This window comes from Nocardia cyriacigeorgica GUH-2, from assembly GCF_000284035.1.
GTDB classification, from domain to species: domain Bacteria; phylum Actinomycetota; class Actinomycetes; order Mycobacteriales; family Mycobacteriaceae; genus Nocardia; species Nocardia cyriacigeorgica_B.
Map to the genome: position 1 here is coordinate 282,296 of NC_016887.1, position 17,600 is coordinate 299,895.

A 17,600-nucleotide genomic window follows, 5' to 3' on the forward strand; every position below is an offset into this window, starting at 1 on the left:
CGTTCCCACTACCCCCACGCTGCTTGGAAAGGCTGCCCAGGATGCCCCGGCAAACGCAGATCGGTTTGATGAGCCACGAGGAGCTCGTGTCCGAACACGAGACCCAGACCGCGAATTACGCGACGCTCAAGACCGAGAAGCTCACGCTGGACCTGACCAGGGGTAAACCCTCGCCGGAACAACTCGATCTGTCCGCCGCGCTGCTCGCGCTGCCCGGCGATGGCGATTTCCGCGACGGCACCGGCACCGACTGCCGCAACTACGGCGGCCTGCACGGCCTGCCCGAGCTGCGCGCCATCTTCGGTGAGCTGCTCGGCATCCCGGTCTCGAATCTGCTCGCGGGCAACAACGCCAGCCTCGAGCTGATGCACGACGTCATCACCTTCGCCACCCTGTACGGCACCCCGGATTCGCCGCGCCGCTGGGCCGACGAGCCGACGGTGAAGTTCCTGTGCCCCAGCCCCGGCTACGACCGGCATTTCGCGATCACCGAGGGTCTCGGTTTCGAGATGATCCCGATCCCGATGCGCCACAACGGCCCCGACACCCAGGCCATCGCCGCGCTGCTGGCCGAGGACCCGCAGATCAAGGGCCTGTGGGCGGTGCCGAACTACTCCAACCCCACCGGCGTGGTCTTCTCCGAAGACGTGGTGCGCGAACTGGTTTCGATGCCCGCCGCCGCCCCCGACTACCGCCTGTTCTGGGACAACGCCTACGCGGTGCACCCGCTCACCGACACCGCCGCGCCGGTGCTCGATGTGCTGGGCATGGCGGCCGAGGCCGGAAACCCGAACCGCCCCTTGGTGTTCGCCTCCACCTCCAAGATCACCTTCGCCGGCGCGGGCGTGAGCTTCATCGGCGCCTCCACCGCCAACCTGGACTGGTACCTCAGCCACGCGGGCAAGAAGAGCATCGGCCCGGACAAGATCAACCAGCTGCGTCACCTGCGTTTCTTCACCGACGCCGCCGGCGTGCGCGCACACATGCAGAAGCATCGGGCGCTGCTCGAACCGAAGTTCGCGCTGGTGCTGAAGATCCTCGAAGACCGGCTGGGCCCGTCGAAGGTGGCGTCCTGGACCGAGCCCAAGGGCGGGTACTTCATCAGCCTCGATGTCATGGAGGGCACCGCGGCCCGGGTGATCAGCCTGGCCAAGGACGCCGGCATCGCGCTGACCGCCGCCGGTTCGGCCTTCCCGTACCGGAAAGACCCGGAGGACAAGAACATTCGGATCGCGCCCAGCTTCCCGTCGCTGGACGAGCTGGGCAAGGCGATGGACGGGCTGGCCACCTGCGTGCTGCTGGCGGCCACCGAGAAGCTGCTGGGTAAGTAGGCCGGATCGTCGGCCGGTCCCGGTTCGGCGACGGGACGGGCTGCCCGATCTCGGCCGGCCGCAAACGGCCACTGCCGCATCGCCGTCCGCAGCTCGGGGCCGGGCCCGGCGATCTTGGCTCGGCCGCACGGCGTGGGCGACTCGGCAACCGATCAAGCCTGGAAACCAGGCTGGGCCGCGCGAGAGCGATACCGGTTGGGGTGTCTTCGACGTAATGAACCCGCGGCGCAATTTCGCGCCGCGGGTTCGTCGTCTCGATCGGATCAGGCGGGCTTGTGGGCGAGCACCGCGAACATCGTCACCGACAGGTGGATATCGCCACTGGCCGCACCCGCGGCGAGGTCGGCCAGCAGCTGCTCGCGCTCGGCCTCGGTGATCGAACCGCGCGCCACCGCCATCGCCGAGATCCGCGAGACCAGCGCGCCCGCGCCGGCCGAACGTTCCTGAACCAGGGCGTGCGAGCCGATATCGTCGACCAGCAGCCCGGCCTTGGTCAGCTGGCCGGGTAGGCGGCGGCCGGAGAACGGGTTGGTGGTCGCGGAGATGAGGGTGTCGATGACGCCGCGCACCACCCGGTGATCGCCCGGATGCACGAGGGCGGTGCCCCAATCGGCGTCCACGACCACGACCCGGCCACCAGGTTTGACCACCCGCGCGATCTCGCGAGCGGCGCGGTCGGGGGCGGTGAGGTGCTGGAAGACGCGTTCGCACAGCACCGCGTCGAAGGTGTCGGCGCCGAAGGGAATGCCGTAGGCGTCGCCAGAGTGGAATTTCGCCCGCGAGCCGAGCTGGGCGGCATTGCGTTCGGCCGCGGCCAGCAGGTGCGGGTCGGGCTCGACGCCGAGCGCGGTGCCGGTGGGTCCGACGGCCTCGGCGAAGGTGATGACCTCCGAACCGGTGCCGGAGCCGATGTCGACGGCGGTCTCCCCGGGACGCAGTGCGAGCGCCTGATGCGCCCAGTCGCGCAATCTCGACAATCCGGGCAGCGCGGCCTGCAGGTCGCGCACGTCGATCAATTGTTCCTGGCCCGCCGAGTCGAAGCGGTCGGGACGTAACCCGAAGCTGTTCATTGGTGCATCCATCGTGGGTGTTGCGGATGTGGGTATCGCCGTTTGTGGCATGCGCCGAGCCTACGTGGGAAGATACGACCCCGTGTGATCGGAGTCACTACCGGCGAGTAGCATGCGCGGCTTCGTCCCGCCGGTGCGGACGACGTCGCCGAAGTGGGATGATCGGGGAACGTCCGGACCGCTAGGAGGAGCGCAGCATGGCCAAGTTGACTCTCGCGCAGGAACCGGAGGCGGACGAGCTGCTGTCGGAGAGCTCGCTGGCCCTGGTGATCGGCATGTTGCTGGACCAGCAGTACCCGCTCGAACACGCCTTCCGCGGCCCGAAGAAGATCGCCGACCGGATGGGCGGGCTCGATATCCACCGCATCGCCGAGGCCGACACCGCCGAGTTCGAGGAACTGTGCGCGACCCCGCCCGCCATCCACCGCTACGGCCGCTCGATGGCCCGCCGCACCCAGGACCTCGCGCGCTACATCATCGAGCACTACAACGGCGACGTCGAGGCCATCTGGACCCAGGGCGATCCGGACGGCAAGGAAGTACTGCGCCGCCTCAAGGACCTGCCCGGTTACGGCGACCAGAAGGCCCGCATCTTCCTCGCCCTGCTCGGCAAGCAGCTCGGCGTCCGCCCGAAGGGCTGGGAGGACGCCGCAGGCGCCTACGCGGAGCCGGGCTCGCGCCGGTCGGCCGCCGACATCGTCGACGCGGAGTCGTTGCTGGAGGTCCGCGCCTTCAAAAAGCAGATGAAGGCCGCCGCCAAGAAGAGCTGAACCGCCGGAACCGTCAGCGATGAATCGGCGGGCGTGGGTTCGTCTGCACAAGAAGAGGACGAACCCGAGGAGGTTGTGCCGTGCGGTCGCTGGTGATCACGCAGAACATCACGGTGGACGGTTCCATCGAAATGCTGGGGGATTGGTTCGATGCGCAGGGGGCGGGGGAGGCCGACAGCGCCGACCTGCTGGACGAGATGCACCGACAGAACAGTCGGTCGGGGGCACTGCTGCTCGGCAGGCGGACGTTCGAGGATTTCCGTGGCTACTGGCCGGAGCAGACCGACGACACCACCGGCATCACGGACTCGCTGAACGCGATCCAGAAGTACGTGGTGTCGTCCACGATGACCGATCCGCAGTGGCAGAACTCCACGATCCTGTCCGGCGATGCGGCGACGGAGGCGCGGGCGCTCAAGGAGCAGCCGGGAGACGAGATCGTCGTGACCGGCAGCATCACCCTCTGCCATACCTTGATCGGCGCCGGTCTGGTGGATGAGTACCGGTTGTTCTGCTACCCGAGCGTGCAGGGCGGCGGCCGCAGGCTCTTTCCCGATGGATATCAGATTCCGAAACTGAAATTGCTGGAGTCCAAGAGTTTTCGTAACGGCGTGGCCTTGTCGACGTACGCGCCGGCCTGACCGCGCGAGCAATCCATCGAGCCACCCAGGCGTGGGCGGCTCGCGGCTTTGAAATCTCGCCGGATTTTAACCTCGGCGATGCACTCATTTGCGCCGATGCTGTTCCTCGGAAGTTGTCGGTGAGATGAGGGATTGCGTTTTCATGAGGATCAGGAAGCTGGCCGTTATCGCGGCATTGGTGACCGTCGCGACCGGCGTGGCTGCCGGAACATCGGGTGCGGCGCCGGAAAAGAGAACCGACGCCGTTGGTTTCGTCGCGCAGGCCAGGGATGCGCAGTCGATCATCACCACCGATGCCGGATCGCTGGTGGTCGAGGACGATACCTTCAAGGTGAAGGCGCCGGATGGCACGGTGCTCGCCGGAACACCGCTGCGTTTCCGGGTCGACGAGTTCGAATTCCCGATCGCCGCAGAGATATCCGGTCGCACCGCAAGGTTGACACCGCAATTCGATCTCGCGCACGCGGTGTACAAACCCGTCGCGCTGCCGTTCGAAGACAAGGCGCCGTTCAAATCCGAATACGACCGGGAAAAGGACGCCTGGACTCGCCTGACGAGCACCATCGCGATGGGCGCCACGATCGGCACCCTGATCGGCGGTCTCGGTGGCGCGGCCGCGGGCTGCGTGCTCGGCGGAATCGCCGGTGCCACGGTCGCCTCGGCCACCATCATCGGCCTGTTCGGGCCGTTCATCCCCGCGGCCGCGGTGGGCTGCATCGGCGGAGTGCTGGCCGTCGGCGCCCTGGGCACGGTGGCGGGCCAATTGCTGGTGACGGCGCCGGTGGCGATCGGTGCGGCAATTCAGTATTTCGCCACGATCAATTCGCCGTTCCCGGGGCCCGCGAAGTAGGGCCGGGCGAACCATTCACCGTGCCCGTCCGATCCACAGTGACCGGCCGGGCGGTCCGGTCGGTGATCGAATGGGCCGTGTGTTCGGGCGATCGGGCGGCCTGTCCGGCCGCGTGATCGGGCAGGCAGTGTTGCGTGGCCGACCCCGTCGAGCAGTGCTCGGCGGGGTTTTCGGCGGCGCGGCCCAGTGCTCGGCCGGACCGGGCGGCTGGCCCCCGAGCTTCATGAGATGTCAGGCAACGCGTTTACCTGCGGAAACGCTTGTGTCCGGGCGCACATCGGCGTGCCGGGGCTTGGTGCGTCGCCTGAATCGGTGTTACCTTCGATCGCATGTTCTCCGGCCGCATCACCGCTCAGCGCGTCACCTATGTGACCGCTGGTCTCGGTCTGCGGCTCCCGCTCACGCGGGAACTGTGTTGTCCCTGCTGCCGCGGCTGAGCGAGTTCTCCCGCTCGCGCGTCGCCGCCACGCCACACGTGTAGGCACGTCCCGTCGTCGGGACTTCAGCAAGGAATCCACAGATGTCCCTTCCTACCCTGGAACGTACTGTTTCTCGGTCCACTGCCCGTGCTCGTAGCACCCGCGCGGTCGTCGTCGCGCCGGAGTTGCGGATCTCGGACAACCCCGCGGCCGCCGTTCTGCGTGCCGCCACCGGCGGTCCCGTCTCCCGTGACAAGGCCGCGCGCGCAACCGGTTTGAGCATCGCGACGGTCAACCGCCAGGTCTCGGCGCTGTTGAACGCCGGGCTGTTGCGCGAACGCCCCGACCTCACCGCTTCCGGAGCCGTCGGCAGGCCGCGCGTCCCGTTCGAGATCGACCACGACTCGTACCTGACGATCAGTGTGCACATCGGCGCCGCCGCCACCAAGATCGTCGCCGCCGACCTGCGTGGGCGCATCCTCGGCGGTCTCGCCATCGCCACCCCACAGACGGGTCAGGAATTCGCCGTCACCACCGTCGCCCGCAGCGCCCGCGCGTTCTTGCAGCGCTGGCATCGGCGTAAAGCGTTGTGGGCCGGGGTCGCCATCGGCGGCCGGGTCGACTCGCAGACCGGTGTGGTCGACCACCCCAAGCTCGGCTGGCGCGGCGCTCCTTTGGGCGCGGTCCTCGCCGAGGTGCTCGAGCTTCCGGTTTCGGTAGCGCCGCACGTGGAGGCGATGGCCGCCTCGGAATTGTTGCTGCCCACCGGCGAACGCGACGTCGCCGGCCTCGCCAAGGGCAGCAGCCTCTACTTTTATGTCCGCGAAACCGCCGGTGTCGCCGTCACTTTGGATGGTCGCGTTCATACACCCAGCAGCGGCCCAGGATCCATCGCCCACCTGCCCACCGGTTCGGATGTCGATTGCACCTGCGGCCGCAAGGGCTGCTTCGAGGTGACCGTCGGCGATCGTGCACTGCACGCCCGCGCCGTCGGCCGCGGAATCATCCCCGCACACAACGGCACCGGTGGCACCACCATCGCCGACCTCTACCGCGCCGCCGCAGACGGTTCCCAACCCGCGCGCGATCTCCTGGCCGAACGCGCCACCATGCTGGGCCAGACCGTCGCCCTCATCCGCGACCTCCTCAACCCCGACCGCGTAGTCCTAGGCGGCCAAGCCTTCACCGCCTACCGCCCCGCCCTAGCCCACGTCTCGAGAGCCTTCACCCAAGCCTCGGTCCTCCCTCCCACCGACATCCGCATCACCGGCTTCGCCCCCAAAGTCCAAGAACACGCCGCCGTAGTAACCTCCCTAACCCCCCTCTACACCGACCCCCTCTCCGCCCTCCGCCGCGCAACCCTCACCTAGCGGGTGTGTCCAGTTAACGGCTGATCTTGGTTGTCGATGACTTCAGCTGGTGGGGGTCATGCGGCCTTCGAAGGCGATCTGGAAGGCGTTCAGCGGGGCCTTCCAGCGCATGGTCCATCGTTTTCGGCCCTTGCCGGTCGGATCGAGACTCATCAATGCCATGTAGACGCACTTCAGCGCGGCGGTCTCGTTCGGGAAATGTCCTCGGGCGCGGACGGCTTTGCGGATGCGGGCGTTGACCGACTCGATCGCGTTCGTCGAGCAGATGACCTTGCGGATCTCGACGTCGAAGGCCAGGAACGGCACGAATTCGGCCCACGCATCGGACCAGAGCTTCACGATCGCGGGATACTTGCCGCCCCAAGCCTCGGAGAACTCGAGGAACCGCTCGCTGGCCGCGTCCTCGGTCGCTGCGGTGTAGACCGGTTTCAACGCTTTGGCGATCTTGTCCCAGTCCTGACGGCTGGCGTAGCGGAAACTATTGCGCAGCAGGTGAATGATGCAGGTTTGCACGACGGTCTTCGGCCAGACTGAATCCCCCCGGCGATTCCGGAGGCTTCATCTCTTGAGGAAGGATGAAGTCTGTGAGTTCGAAGAAGTACCCGCAGGAGTTGCGTGAGCGGGCGGTGCGGATGGTCGCGGAGGTCCGCGACCAGCACGAGTCGGAGTGGGTGGCGATCGGGGCGGTCGCCGAGTTGCTGGGAGTCGGGACCGCGGAGACGGTCCGCAAATGGGTGCGCCAAGGTCAGGTCGATGCCGGCGCGCGGGCCGGGGTCACCACTGAGGAGTCCGCGGAGCTGAAACGGTTGCGCCGGGAGAACGCGGAACTCAAGCGCGCCAACGCAATTCTGAAATCGGCGTCGGTTTTCTTCGCGGCCGAACTGGACCGGCCCCAGCGCTGATCGTCGAATACATCAGCGACCACCAGGGTCACCGCGTCGACGGTGGCCTGCGATGGGGTGTCGAGTCGATCTGCGCCGCGCTCACCGAGCTCGGCGTCAAGATCGCCCCATCAACCTACTACGAACACCGCCGGGGACTTCCGAGCAAACTCCGACAGCGCGACGAGGAGCTGACGGTGGAGATCACGCGGGTGCACCGCGAGAACTACGGCGTCTACGGCGCCCGGAAAGTATGGCTGCAACTCAACCGTGAGGGCATCGAGGTGGCTCGATGCACCGTCGAGCGGCTGATGCGCCGGCACGGGCTACGAGGCGCGGTCCGCGGCCGGGTCAAACGCACCACGATCGCCGATCCGGCCGCGGAGCGGCCGCAGGATCTGGTGCGACGCAAGTTCGCGCCGGCAGCACCGAACCGGCTGTGGGTAGCCGACATGACCTATGTGTCGACCTGGTCGGGCTGGGTCTACGTGGCGTTCGTGATCGACGCCTACGCGCGCAGGATCATCGGCTGGCGCACCGGCACCACGATGACGACAGAGCTGGTGCTCGACGCGATCGAGCACGCGATATGGACCCGGGAACGAGCGGGCTGGGACGTGAAAGATGTTGTCCACCACACAGATAGGGGCGCTCAATACACCTCGATCGCCTTCTCTGAGCGGCTCGCAGAGGCCGGGATCCAGCCCAGCGTCGGTGCGGTGGGATCGAGCTACGACAACGCCCTCGCCGAGACGATCAACGGCCTCTACAAGACCGAGGTGATCAAACCCCGCGGCCCGTGGCGCAACGCAGATCAGGTCGAGTTCGCCACCGCCGAATGGGTCGATTGGTTCAACCACCGGCGCCTCTACCAGTACTGCGGCGACGTGCCACCGGCAGAGATGGAGGCCGCCTACTACGCTCAACACCCAGCCCAGCACCTGGCCGGGCTGTCACATCAGTAAGTCTCCGGACATGCCGGGGGGATTCACCCGTCTCCAGTCGCTGCAACGCACTCGCACTCATCTCCATCAACCCTGCCGCGCGCTCGATACTCATTCCCAGCCCTTCCCTTGCGTCCCTCAGCTGACGCCCGAGTTCACGGAGGGGCAGGGTGCTGTTGCTCTCCTTCATGCGTTGAATCCCCTGAGCTCTCATGTCCCGTTCGCGGGACTTTTCGGAACCAGAAACGGGTCAGGTGCTGGGCTTTTGCCTGGAATCGAGCGAATTCCGGCGGCTCATGCACTCGACCCGGCCGGTGCTGTTGGCTGTTCGCGCCCTGGGCGGTGTGTGGTCCCCGAGAACCCCGAAATACTGTGAAACCCCTTGGGCACCATAGCTAGTCGGAATGATGCAGGTCAAGCGGGTGAGGCAAGGTGGTGGTGCTGGGATTGCGTTGTGTGCGTGGTGGTTTCGTTTCGGCCGTCTACCGGTGTTCCGGGCTCGAAACGCGCCGAAGCCCGGCAGCTCACTCGCTGCCGGGCTTCGGTCGAGGGATCCTCAGTTGCCCGCGGGGAACAACCCTTCCACTGCCGTGATGAAGTACGGGAAGTGGCCGGCGAAGCGGTGGAGGTTGCGGTCGCGTTCGAAGCCGCCGAACCAGTAGAGGCCGGGTTGGCGGTCGGCGCTGGGGTTGAGGTCGCGGAAGGTGCGGATCCAGTTGTCGGCGCGGCCGGTGATGACGGTGAACGGGAGCGCGCGGGAAAACACCAGCTCCTGGTCGGCGGGCGGGATCGAATCGCGGCGCAGCGCGTCGAGACCGCGTTGCAGGGCGCGGACCTGGCCGGTGAGGGTGCGGCCGTGGGCGGTGCGGGTGGGCAGGAAACGCGGCAGCAGCAGTGCGGCCACACCGGCCAGTGCGATGGCGACGCCGACGAGCGCGTGCCCGGAGGTGACGGCGAGTCCGATGGTCGCGCCGACGCCGACGACGAGCAGGCCGATGCCCAGCCAGATCGGCAGGCGGCGCCGGGTCTGGTCGATCAACGCGCCGCGCTCGACCGCGTCGGCCAGCATGGCCTCGCGCACCGGCCCGGCCTGCACCCGGCCCGGGGCCCGCAATTCGCCGACGGTGACGGCCTCGGCGCCGCCGGGCAGCAGCGCCTCGTAGACCGCCCGCTCGTACGGCCGCAGCTGGTCGTCGGCCGGATTCACCCGGGTGATGCGCCAATCCGAATCGCTGATCGGCGCGATCCACAGGTACCGGCGCACCGCGAGATCGATGACGGTGGCGGCGATATCGGTGGGGTCGGCGCTCTCGTCGAGCAGCACGCCGGCCTCACCGGGCAGGATGCCATCAGGGGAGGTGAACTGCGCCTTGCCGTCCTCACGCAGCACCGGGTCGATGGTGCCGGTGCCGGCATCGGCCTGCTGACGTCGCGCGCGCCACACATACGCCGCCAGCGCCGCGAGGGCCAGCAGCAGCACACCGAAAGCGGCCAGCACCGGGGCGGTGATATCGAAGGCGGTCGAACCGGTTTCGCGGATCTCGGCGTTGGCGGGCACCGTGCCCGGCGGGATCTGCAACGTCAGGTCGATGGCGTCGCCCTTGTTGAGGTCGGTCTGCTCCAGGTAGAGCACGCCGTCGGCCTCGATGTGCACGTTCGCGCACGGCTTGGTCGCATTGGGCGGGCCGAGTTTGCAGTCCACGATGCCCATTTCGAAGCTCGGGCTGATCAGCGACGCCGTGATGGAGGCGATATCGGCGTTCATCACCCCCACCCAGTGGAACAGCTGGGTGCCCTCCTGCTCGCTGACGGTGTTGTTCACCGAGTAGCTGAAGCTGGACTGGCCGGGATCGGCGCGCACGGTGAACAGGTCGCCCTCGACCTTCGCCGTGCCCGCGCCCTCGGCGGTGATGTCGGTGACCTCGAAGACGCGTTCGGCGCCCTCGCCCGCGGGCACCCGCAGCGGCACCGTCATGGTGAACTTGTCGCCCTCGGGCACGGTGATCTGCTCTTTGACCTCCAGCACGCCTTCGCGACTGAGTTTGAGGTCGGCGACGATGGTGATGCCGTCGGCGACAGCTTCCTGCGCATGGGCTACCGGTGCGGTCGCAGGCGTTCCCATCGTGAGCAATCCGACGATGGTGATAAGCAGCGCGCCGACGGCGCCCCCCCGAAGAGTCAGCATGAGTGCCTACTCTAAACAGCTTGCTATTCTGCGTCAGCGGCTGTCGGAGAACATGAAGACGAGGGGGTACGGGGGAGTGACTCAACCACCGTACGGCTATGGGCCCGTCCCGCCCGGTGGGCATCCGATTCCGCCTGGACATCGCCCGCCCCCTTACGGCCCGCCACCCGGTTACCGGCCGCCGCCGGGTCCGCCGCCCGGCTACGGTCCACCCGGGTACGGCCCGCCCCCTGGTTACGGGCCGCCGCCGGGATACGGTCAGCGTCCGCCGTTTCCGCCGCCTCCGCCCGGCCCCGGTTACCGTCCGCCGATGCCGCCGCCGGTTCCCTACGGCCGCCCGCCGGGTCCGCCGCCGCGCCGCTCCGGTGGTGGCGGCAAAGTGGTGGCGGTGCTGGTCGTGCTGGTGCTGGTCGTCGTCGGCGGCCTGGTGCGCGCCGGGGTCAAGACCGGTATCCGCGACGATGCCTCCGGCCCGCGCCCCGGAATGACCTACGACAACGGCGAAACCGGTCCCGCGAAGACCGCCGACAACCCGCTGGTTATCGACACCAGCGCCACCCTGATCCCCGCGAGCTGCGATTACGCGCCCTGGGGCACCGGTGTGGAGACCGCGCGCGCGTTCTTCGACAGCGCCGAGAACTGCCTCGAGGCCGCGTGGAAGCCGGTGCTGGAGAAGGCCGGACTGCCGTTCCAGGCGCCGACGGTGAACGTCTCCGCGACCACCGACGGCATCACCACCCCGTGCACCGGCACCACCAGCAACTTCGCCGCCTTCTACTGCCCGGCCAACAAATCCATCTACATGCCGATCAGCCAGTTGCAGACCGACCTGTTCGGCGACAACTGGGTGGTGTACCTGTCGGTGTTCGCGCACGAATACGGCCACCACATCCAGAACATGTCCGGCATCCTGAAGGCCGCCAACAGCGAACGCGTCGACTCCGGTGTGCGCAGCACCCGCGGCCTGGAACTGTCCCGGCGAGTCGAATTGCAGGCCAACTGCTTCGACGGGATGTACCTGTCGTCGTCTTCGCAGGGCGGCTCCCTCACCGCCTCGCAGATGAGCATGGCCCGCGAAGACGCCGAACACCGCGGCGACCAGCCCGGCGACATGCGCGACCACGGCAGCACCGCCAACGGCAGCCGCTGGTTCAACACCGGCGTCGACGAAAACCGCACGTCACAATGCAATACCTTCGCCGCCCCGGCGTCCGCGGTGAGTTGATGACGGTTTCGGTGATCGCCCGGCTCGCTCGGCCGGGTACGGGGAGGACGCGGCGAGGTGTACCAGTCGCATAGCCGCACAGCCGCTTCGGCTCGCCGTGCACCTGCGGCCGACGTACCGTTTGTCCGGGTCTGTACGGTCGAAGTGATCGGGGAGGGAAGAACATGACGCAACCGCCGTACGGCCCGCCGCCCGGCTACGGCCCGCCACCGCACGGCCGGCCACCGGGCAGCGTGCCGCCGCCCCATGCACCTCGCCAGCCGCACGGCGCCCCGCCCCCGTACGGGGCACCGCCTCCGTACGGGGCACCGCCTCCGTACGGAGCGCCTCCTGCTTACGGCGCCCCGCTCCCACCGCCCCCGCCCTACGGTGGACCACCGCCCTACGGCGCCCCGCTACCACCCCCGCTGCCCTACGGCCCGCCACCCGGCATGCGCCCGTACGGCCCGCCCATGCCGTACGGCCGCCCGATGCCACCCCCGCGTTCCGGAGGGGGTGGGCTGGCCGCGGCATTCACGATCGTCGGTGTGTTCATCGTCGTCGGGTTACTGGTCGCGACGGGGTTCGCGGCGAGTTCGTCGGACAGTTCGACCACGGCGTACACGCCGACATACACACCCAGCTACACCTACAGTTCGTCGAGCTCGTCGGCGTCACCGACGACGACGTATTCCGCCAGCCCCACGACCACGCGGTCCAGTTACACCACGACACGGCGCACCACCACGAGCACCAGCACCACGCCGGCCGGCCCGAAACCTGTTGCGGCGCTGGCTACGAACCCGCTTTTTGCGCATTCGGACACCGGGCTGAACAACATCAACTGCGCGTATCCGGCATGGGCGCCAACGGTTTCTGCTGCACGCGCGTTCTTCGAGGCGCAGTCGGCTTGCCTCGGTCAGATGTGGAGCGCCATGCTCGGATACGAGAACCTGCCGTTCTCGCCACCGGGGTTGAGTGTGACCGCCACTGCGGCGGAAGCAACCTCGCCATGCACCGGCGGCAGCAGCAACTTCGCGGCGTTCTACTGCTCGATGAACAAGACCATCTACATGCCTCTGGACAGTTTCATGCGCAACGAAGACCCTTACGACACGGTGATCTTCATGGCGGTCTTCGCGCACGAATACGGCCACCACGTCGAAAACCTGAGCGGGATCATGAAGCAATCGCATCAGGAGGAATACGATGCGGGCCCGACCTCACCGCTCGGCCTCGAGCATTCGCGGCGACTGGAGTTGGCTGCGCAATGCTTCGGCGGCATGTTCATCGGTTCGTCCACCTTTGTCGGCACAATCACCGCCGACGATGCCTTGGAGACGGTGCGCGACAACTATCGGCGCGGTGACCACCCCGGTGATATGCGCGACCACGGTTCGCCGCAGCACTACGGCGGATGGTACGAAACCGGCTACCGCAATAATCGCACCCAGAAATGCAACACCTGGGCCGCCTCCTCGGCCGACGTTTCCTGAGTCCTACCGGAGTGCCATGCCCCTATCGCCCTCGAGCGCTGGCGCAGTCGTGAACAAGGTGGTCGCGGTATGACCCGGCCGCCCTACGGTCCGCCTCCCGGTTACGGCCAACCGGGACAGAACCCACAGCCGCCGCACGGCGCTCCACCGCCGCACGGCGCCCCGGCGCCCCACGGCGCGCCACCCTCGCACGGCGCGCCGCCGCCGTATGGGGCGCCGCCGCCACATGGCGCTCCGCCCCAGCATGGCGCCCCACCCACGTACGGCGCCCCACCCACGTACGGCGCCCCACCCACGTACGGCGCCCCACCACACGCCCCCACCCCGTACGGCGCTCCGCCGCCGCACGGCGCGCCGATCCCACCGCCTGCCCCATACGGGGCGCCACTGCCGCCGCCGATGCCCTACGGTCCGCCCCCGATCATGCGCCCGTACGGTCCGCCGATGCCCTACGGCCGACCGATGCCTCCGCCGCGGTCCGGTGGTGGGGGTATCGCGGCCCTGTTCACGGTCCTCGGTGTGTTCCTCGTCGTCGGCTTGCTCGTGGCGGCCGGGTTCGCTGCGAGCTCGTCGGAGCGCTCGACCACTGCCTATACCCCGACGTATACGCCGAGCTTCACCTATAGCCCGTCGACGACACCGTCGACCTACTCGTCCAGTCCGACCACTTCGCGCTCGGCCTCGACCAGCCGCACCACCGGCTACCGGACGACGACGTCGACGAAACCCGCTGGCCCGCAACCGGTGATCGCGCTGGGCAACCATCCGATGTTCAGCGATACCTCGATCGGGCTGAACAACGTTCGATGCAATCTGCCCGCGTTCGCGCTGGATCCGGCAGTCGCCCGGGCGTTCTTCGAGAGCGCGTCCACTTGCCTGGATCAGATGTGGCAGCGCGACCTCGGTGTGACGAACTTGCCGTTCAGCAGCCCGGGCCTGCAGGTCGCCTACTCGCCTGAGCAGCTGAGTTCCCCGTGCGGCTCCTCCGGGAGTGCGGCGTTCTATTGCTCGAGTTCCAAGACCATCTACATGTCGACCTCGGAGTACGGCAAAGGCCGCACCAACTTCCCTGCCATGGAAGCGTTGGCCATCTTCGCCCACGAGTACGGCCATCATGTGCAGGCGCTGACCGGATTGCTGCGCGCGTCACATGATCAGCGGTACGACCACGGCGCGTCGACGCCGTTGGGGTTGGAGACCTCCCGGCGAATGGAGTTGCAGGCCAGCTGTTTCGGTGGGATGTACCTGGGTTCGGCGCAGGCTGCCGGATCGTATTCGACCGACGAAGCGTGGACGGCTATCCGCGATCACTACAACCGTGGCGATTACCCCGGTCGGCCTCGAGATCACGGTTCGCCCGACAACAACGGCTGGTGGTACGAGCACGGCTACACCACCAACCGCAACTTCGAATGCAACACCTGGCTGGCACCCTCGGATTCGGTGTCCTGACTCACGCGCTGCGCTGCGCGTCCCGCAACCGCGCGAACCAGTCCGCCGCCTCCTCCGGCGTCGCCTGCTCGCCGATGAGGTTCATGACGACATGCCCCGCGCAGGCCGCGGCGAGGACGCGTTCGGCGACGACCATCGGATCGCCCCAGGGCAGATAGGGTTTCGCCAGCAGCAGGGAGGCGATGCCGTGGGCGGCCGACCAGAGTTCGAGCACGATGGGGGTGGGGTCGTCGGCGTCGATCAGGCCCTCGGTCATCGCGTCCTGCACGGCGTCGGCCATGTATTGGAAGGCGCTGCTGGTCAGGACCTGGTCGACGGCGCCGCGGGTTTCGGCGGGGGCGGTGGCCAGCCGGTACTGCTCGGGATGGTCGAGCGCGAAGCGGACGTAGGCCATGCCGAGGTGGTGCAGCCGGACGATGGGGTGCGCGTCCGGATCGTCGATGGCAGCCCGCATGGCCTCGTCCAGATCCTCGAAGACCTGCGCCACCACCGCGTCGATCAGCTCGTCCTTATCGGCGAAGTGCCGGTAGATCGACGGCGCGCTGACCCCGACCAGCTTGCCGACCGCGCGGATGGAGACGGCGTCGGCATTGCCGGTGCGCTCGAGCAGATCGGCGGTGGCGGCGAGGATTTCGCTGCGCAGCTGGGAGCCGGTGCCGCGCGGCGAACGGGGTCTGCGGGCAGCGATCATCGATGTCCTGCCGGTTCGGGGACGCGGGCGACGGGTTCGGGTTCCTCGCTGAGCCCGATCTTGGCGTGCAGCCGGGCCAGCGGTTTCGGCGCCCACCAGTTGGCCGGGCCGAGCAGTCGCATCAGCGCGGGGGCGAGCAGCGCGCGGATGATGGTGGCGTCGGCGAGCACGGTCAGCGTCAGGCCAAGGCCCATCAGCTGGATGAACGACACCTTCGAGGTGACCATCGCGCCGATCACGATGGCCATCAAGACCGCGGCGGCGGTGAAGATCCGGCCGGTGCGGGCGACGCCGATGGCGACGGCCTCGGTGTTGTCCTCGACGGCGAGTTCGCCGCCGCTGCGCCGGGCCCGGCGGGCCAGCCATTCCTCACGGATCCGCGAGAGCAGGAACACCTCGTAGTCCATCGACAGCCCGAAGGCCACGCAGAACATCAGGATCGGCATGGTCGGCACCAGATAGCCGACGGGTGTGAAGCCGATCAGGTCGGAGAAGTGTCCTTCCTGGAAGATCCACACCATCGCGCCGAACGCCGCCGTCAGCGACAGTGTGTTCAGCACGATCGCCTTCAACGGCAGCACCACACTGCCGGTGAACAGGAACAGCACCACGAAGGTCGCCAGCGCGATGAGCAGTCCGGCCAGCAGCAGTTTGGAGCCGAGCGCGTCGAGCGAATCGGCGTTGACCGCGGCCGCGCCGGTGAACAGTGCAGGCGCCGGTGCGGGCACCGCGCGCAGCTGTTCGAGCTGTTCGGAGCCCTCGGGGGAGAACGGGTCCAGGTCGGTCGCGACGGTCAGGTACGTGCCGGTTTCATTGGCCATCTCCGGTTGGCCGGGCGCCATCCGCCGGCCCGAGACGTAGACGCCGGCACTGGACAGCACCGCGGGCACGTCGTCGACCTCGGACAGCCGGGCCGCGTAGTCGGCGACGGCATTCTGGTCGTGGAAGCCGTCGAGCACGATGGTGCCGCTGGCCCCGGAATCGGCGCGCGGGAACTCCTCGCGCAGGGCGTCGCCCACCTGACGGCTGTTGGCACTGGCCGGCATCACCCGATCGTCCGGATAGCCGAATTTCACGCCGAGGAACGGCGAGCCGAGCGCCAGCAGCAGCGCGATGATCACCACCGCGACCGGCACCGCGAACCGCATGACCTGCTTGGTCGAGCGGTACCAGAGGGTGTGCTCGGGGATCATCGGGCCGCTCGGATGCGGGTCGCGGCCGACCATGCGCCGCAGCGGAGCCCGCAGGTCCCAGGCGTTGACCCGATGCCCGATCAGCACCAGCGCGGCGGGCAGCACGAACAGCGCGGCCGCCGCGGCGGCGATCACCACCGCCACACCGGCGTAGGCGAACGATTTCAGGAAGTACAGGTCGAACACGCTCAGCACCGCCAGCGACAACGCCACCGTCAGCGCGGAATACAACACGGTGCGCCCGGCCGTCTGCACGGCGCGAGTCGTGGCCGCGACCGGCTCCAGCCCGGCCGCCAGCTCCTCGCGATACCGGCTGACGATAAACAGGCTGTAGTCGATGGCCAGCGCCAGACCCATGGCCGTGGTCATGTTCAGCGCGTAGATCGACACATCGGTGAACATGGTGACCATCCGCAGGATGGCCAGCGTCGCGGCGATCGCGAACAGCCCGACCATCACCGGCAGTGACGCGGCGATCACGCTGCCGAACACCAGGATCAGCACGATCAGCGACAACGGCACCGCCACCGCCTCGGCCACCGCCAGATCGTGGGTGATCTGCTCGGTGACGTCGTGATACACCGCCGCGATACCGCCCTGGCGGACGGTGACGCCGTCGCTGGTGCCGGTGAGTTGCTCGGTGAGCTCGCCGGCGACCTGCTGGATCTGGGTTTCGTCGCCCTCGATCTCGGCGATGATCAGCCCGCTCTTGCCGTCGGTGCTGCCCAGCGCGGCCGCCATGGCGGGCGGGCTGGTCCAAAACGATTGGATGCCGCTGACGTCGCCGCGCGCGTGCAGGGCGTCGACCAGTTCGGTCGCGCGGGCCTGGGTGGCCGGATCGCGCAGCCCGGCCTCGGAGCTGACCAGCAGCACGAAGTTCGGCGAGGCGCCCGGGAAGTTCTCCGCGAGCAGTTCGGCCGCGCGGGTGGATTCGGCGTCGTCGGTGGTGAAGCCGCCGGATTTCATATGCGCCGACGCGGTGGCCCCGACGATGCCGAAGAGCACGGCGAGTGCGAACGCCACCGCGAGCACGATGCGCGGGAAGCGTGTGGTCAGGCGCGCTATTCGGATCAGCACAGGAGCCCCCTCCAATAAGTTAGTGG

General features: G+C 68.0%; 14 protein-coding genes and 1 pseudogene. 9 read left to right on the top strand and 6 right to left on the bottom strand.

All coding sequences use genetic code 11. The annotated features are described in order from the left end of the window. Window positions 1-41: 41 nt before the first annotated feature. Window positions 42-1,331 (top strand): aminotransferase class I/II-fold pyridoxal phosphate-dependent enzyme, encoded by a 1,290-nt coding sequence (locus NOCYR_RS01280; RefSeq protein WP_014348546.1) that lies wholly within the window; start codon window positions 42-44, stop codon window positions 1,329-1,331. A gap of 263 nt (window positions 1,332-1,594) precedes the next feature. Here NOCYR_RS01280 and NOCYR_RS01285 read toward each other — a convergent pair whose 3' ends face one another. Next, window positions 1,595-2,401, bottom strand: a complete 807-nt coding sequence (locus NOCYR_RS01285; protein WP_014348547.1) for a methyltransferase domain-containing protein — start codon at window positions 2,399-2,401, stop codon at window positions 1,595-1,597. Window positions 2,402-2,598: 197 nt separating this feature from the next. Here NOCYR_RS01285 and NOCYR_RS01290 point away from each other — a divergent pair, with 197 nt between their 5' ends. The 4 genes from NOCYR_RS01290 to NOCYR_RS01305 all read left to right on the top strand — a co-directional run bounded on the left by NOCYR_RS01290 (window position 2,599) and on the right by NOCYR_RS01305 (window position 6,451). Then, window positions 2,599-3,171, top strand: coding sequence for an HhH-GPD-type base excision DNA repair protein (locus NOCYR_RS01290; RefSeq protein ID WP_014348548.1), 573 nt, complete (start codon window positions 2,599-2,601; stop codon window positions 3,169-3,171). Between the two features lie 80 nt (window positions 3,172-3,251). Beyond that, a complete protein-coding gene (locus NOCYR_RS01295; protein ID WP_014348549.1) occupies window positions 3,252-3,812 on the top strand; it encodes a dihydrofolate reductase family protein in 561 nt (186 codons plus the stop codon). A gap of 142 nt (window positions 3,813-3,954) precedes the next feature. Next, entirely contained in the window at window positions 3,955-4,662 is a 708-nt protein-coding gene (locus tag NOCYR_RS01300) for a hypothetical protein (RefSeq protein ID WP_014348550.1), read from the top strand. 520 nt (window positions 4,663-5,182) lie between these two features. After that, the gene (locus NOCYR_RS01305; protein ID WP_081505266.1) at window positions 5,183-6,451 is read left to right on the top strand and encodes an ROK family transcriptional regulator; all 1,269 of its coding nucleotides are present in this window, start codon (window positions 5,183-5,185) and stop codon (window positions 6,449-6,451) included. 42 nt (window positions 6,452-6,493) lie between these two features. On the opposite strand, the pseudogene NOCYR_RS01310 reads toward NOCYR_RS01305, so the two are convergent. Further along, window positions 6,494-6,985, bottom strand: a pseudogene (locus NOCYR_RS01310) (transposase); the annotation flags it as partial. A gap of 41 nt (window positions 6,986-7,026) precedes the next feature. On the opposite strand from NOCYR_RS01310, the gene NOCYR_RS01320 reads away from it, so the two are divergent. Beyond that, window positions 7,027-8,297, top strand: a protein-coding gene (locus NOCYR_RS01320; protein WP_148280499.1) for an IS3 family transposase whose coding sequence is annotated in 2 segments (ribosomal slippage) — window positions 7,027-7,315 and window positions 7,315-8,297 — 1,272 coding nt in all. Because the reading frame shifts where the segments join, the coding sequence is not laid out codon by codon here. On the opposite strand, the gene NOCYR_RS30970 is transcribed toward NOCYR_RS01320, so the two are convergent. Next, window positions 8,185-8,490 (bottom strand): helix-turn-helix domain-containing protein, encoded by a 306-nt coding sequence (locus NOCYR_RS30970; protein ID WP_081505267.1) that lies wholly within the window; start codon window positions 8,488-8,490, stop codon window positions 8,185-8,187. The two genes, NOCYR_RS01320 and NOCYR_RS30970, sit on opposite strands and share 113 nt — an antisense overlap. A 342-nt stretch (window positions 8,491-8,832) precedes the next feature. After that, window positions 8,833-10,461 carry a DUF2207 family protein gene (locus tag NOCYR_RS01325; RefSeq protein WP_014348555.1) on the bottom strand — a complete coding sequence of 543 codons (1,629 nt, stop codon included), beginning with the start codon at window positions 10,459-10,461 and terminating at the stop codon, window positions 8,833-8,835. Window positions 10,462-10,771: 310 nt separating this feature from the next. Here NOCYR_RS01325 and NOCYR_RS01330 point away from each other — a divergent pair, with 310 nt between their 5' ends. The 3 genes from NOCYR_RS01330 to NOCYR_RS01345 all read left to right on the top strand — a co-directional run bounded on the left by NOCYR_RS01330 (window position 10,772) and on the right by NOCYR_RS01345 (window position 14,613). Further along, complete coding sequence (locus NOCYR_RS01330) at window positions 10,772-11,686, top strand: neutral zinc metallopeptidase (protein WP_014348556.1); 915 nt, start codon at window positions 10,772-10,774, stop codon at window positions 11,684-11,686. Window positions 11,687-12,213: 527 nt separating this feature from the next. After that, a complete protein-coding gene (locus tag NOCYR_RS29570; protein WP_158430101.1) occupies window positions 12,214-13,161 on the top strand; it encodes a neutral zinc metallopeptidase in 948 nt (315 codons plus the stop codon). A 444-nt stretch (window positions 13,162-13,605) separates the two neighbouring features. After that, window positions 13,606-14,613 (top strand): neutral zinc metallopeptidase, encoded by a 1,008-nt coding sequence (locus NOCYR_RS01345; RefSeq protein WP_158430103.1) that lies wholly within the window; start codon window positions 13,606-13,608, stop codon window positions 14,611-14,613. Window position 14,614: 1 nt separating this feature from the next. Here the strand turns inward: NOCYR_RS01345 and NOCYR_RS01350 are convergent, their stop codons facing one another. Both NOCYR_RS01350 and NOCYR_RS01355 read right to left on the bottom strand, forming a co-directional pair. Beyond that, window positions 14,615-15,304: a TetR/AcrR family transcriptional regulator gene (locus NOCYR_RS01350; protein WP_014348559.1), complete on the bottom strand. Its 690-nt coding sequence runs from the start codon at window positions 15,302-15,304 to the stop codon at window positions 14,615-14,617. Further along, entirely contained in the window at window positions 15,301-17,574 is a 2,274-nt protein-coding gene (locus NOCYR_RS01355) for an MMPL family transporter (protein ID WP_014348560.1), read from the bottom strand. The genes NOCYR_RS01350 and NOCYR_RS01355 overlap by 4 nt, the downstream gene beginning before the upstream one ends. Between the last annotated feature and the right edge of the window lie 26 nt (window positions 17,575-17,600).

Bases quoted from the DNA above. Each gene is read 5' to 3' on its own strand.
- NOCYR_RS01280 (WP_014348546.1), top strand. From the start codon at position 42: ATGCCCCGGCAAACGCAGATCGGTTTGATGAGCCACGAGGAGCTCGTG.
- NOCYR_RS01285 (WP_014348547.1), bottom strand. From the start codon at position 2,401: ATGAACAGCTTCGGGTTACGTCCCGACCGCTTCGACTCGGCGGGCCAG.
- NOCYR_RS01290 (WP_014348548.1), top strand. From the start codon at position 2,599: ATGGCCAAGTTGACTCTCGCGCAGGAACCGGAGGCGGACGAGCTGCTG.
- NOCYR_RS01300 (WP_014348550.1), top strand. From the start codon at position 3,955: ATGAGGATCAGGAAGCTGGCCGTTATCGCGGCATTGGTGACCGTCGCG.
- NOCYR_RS01305 (WP_081505266.1), top strand. From the start codon at position 5,183: ATGTCCCTTCCTACCCTGGAACGTACTGTTTCTCGGTCCACTGCCCGT.
- NOCYR_RS30970 (WP_081505267.1), bottom strand. From the start codon at position 8,490: ATGAGAGCTCAGGGGATTCAACGCATGAAGGAGAGCAACAGCACCCTG.
- NOCYR_RS01325 (WP_014348555.1), bottom strand. From the start codon at position 10,461: ATGCTGACTCTTCGGGGGGGCGCCGTCGGCGCGCTGCTTATCACCATC.
- NOCYR_RS01330 (WP_014348556.1), top strand. From the start codon at position 10,772: ATGCCGCCGCCGGTTCCCTACGGCCGCCCGCCGGGTCCGCCGCCGCGC.
- NOCYR_RS01345 (WP_158430103.1), top strand. From the start codon at position 13,606: ATGCCCTACGGCCGACCGATGCCTCCGCCGCGGTCCGGTGGTGGGGGT.
- NOCYR_RS01350 (WP_014348559.1), bottom strand. From the start codon at position 15,304: ATGATCGCTGCCCGCAGACCCCGTTCGCCGCGCGGCACCGGCTCCCAG.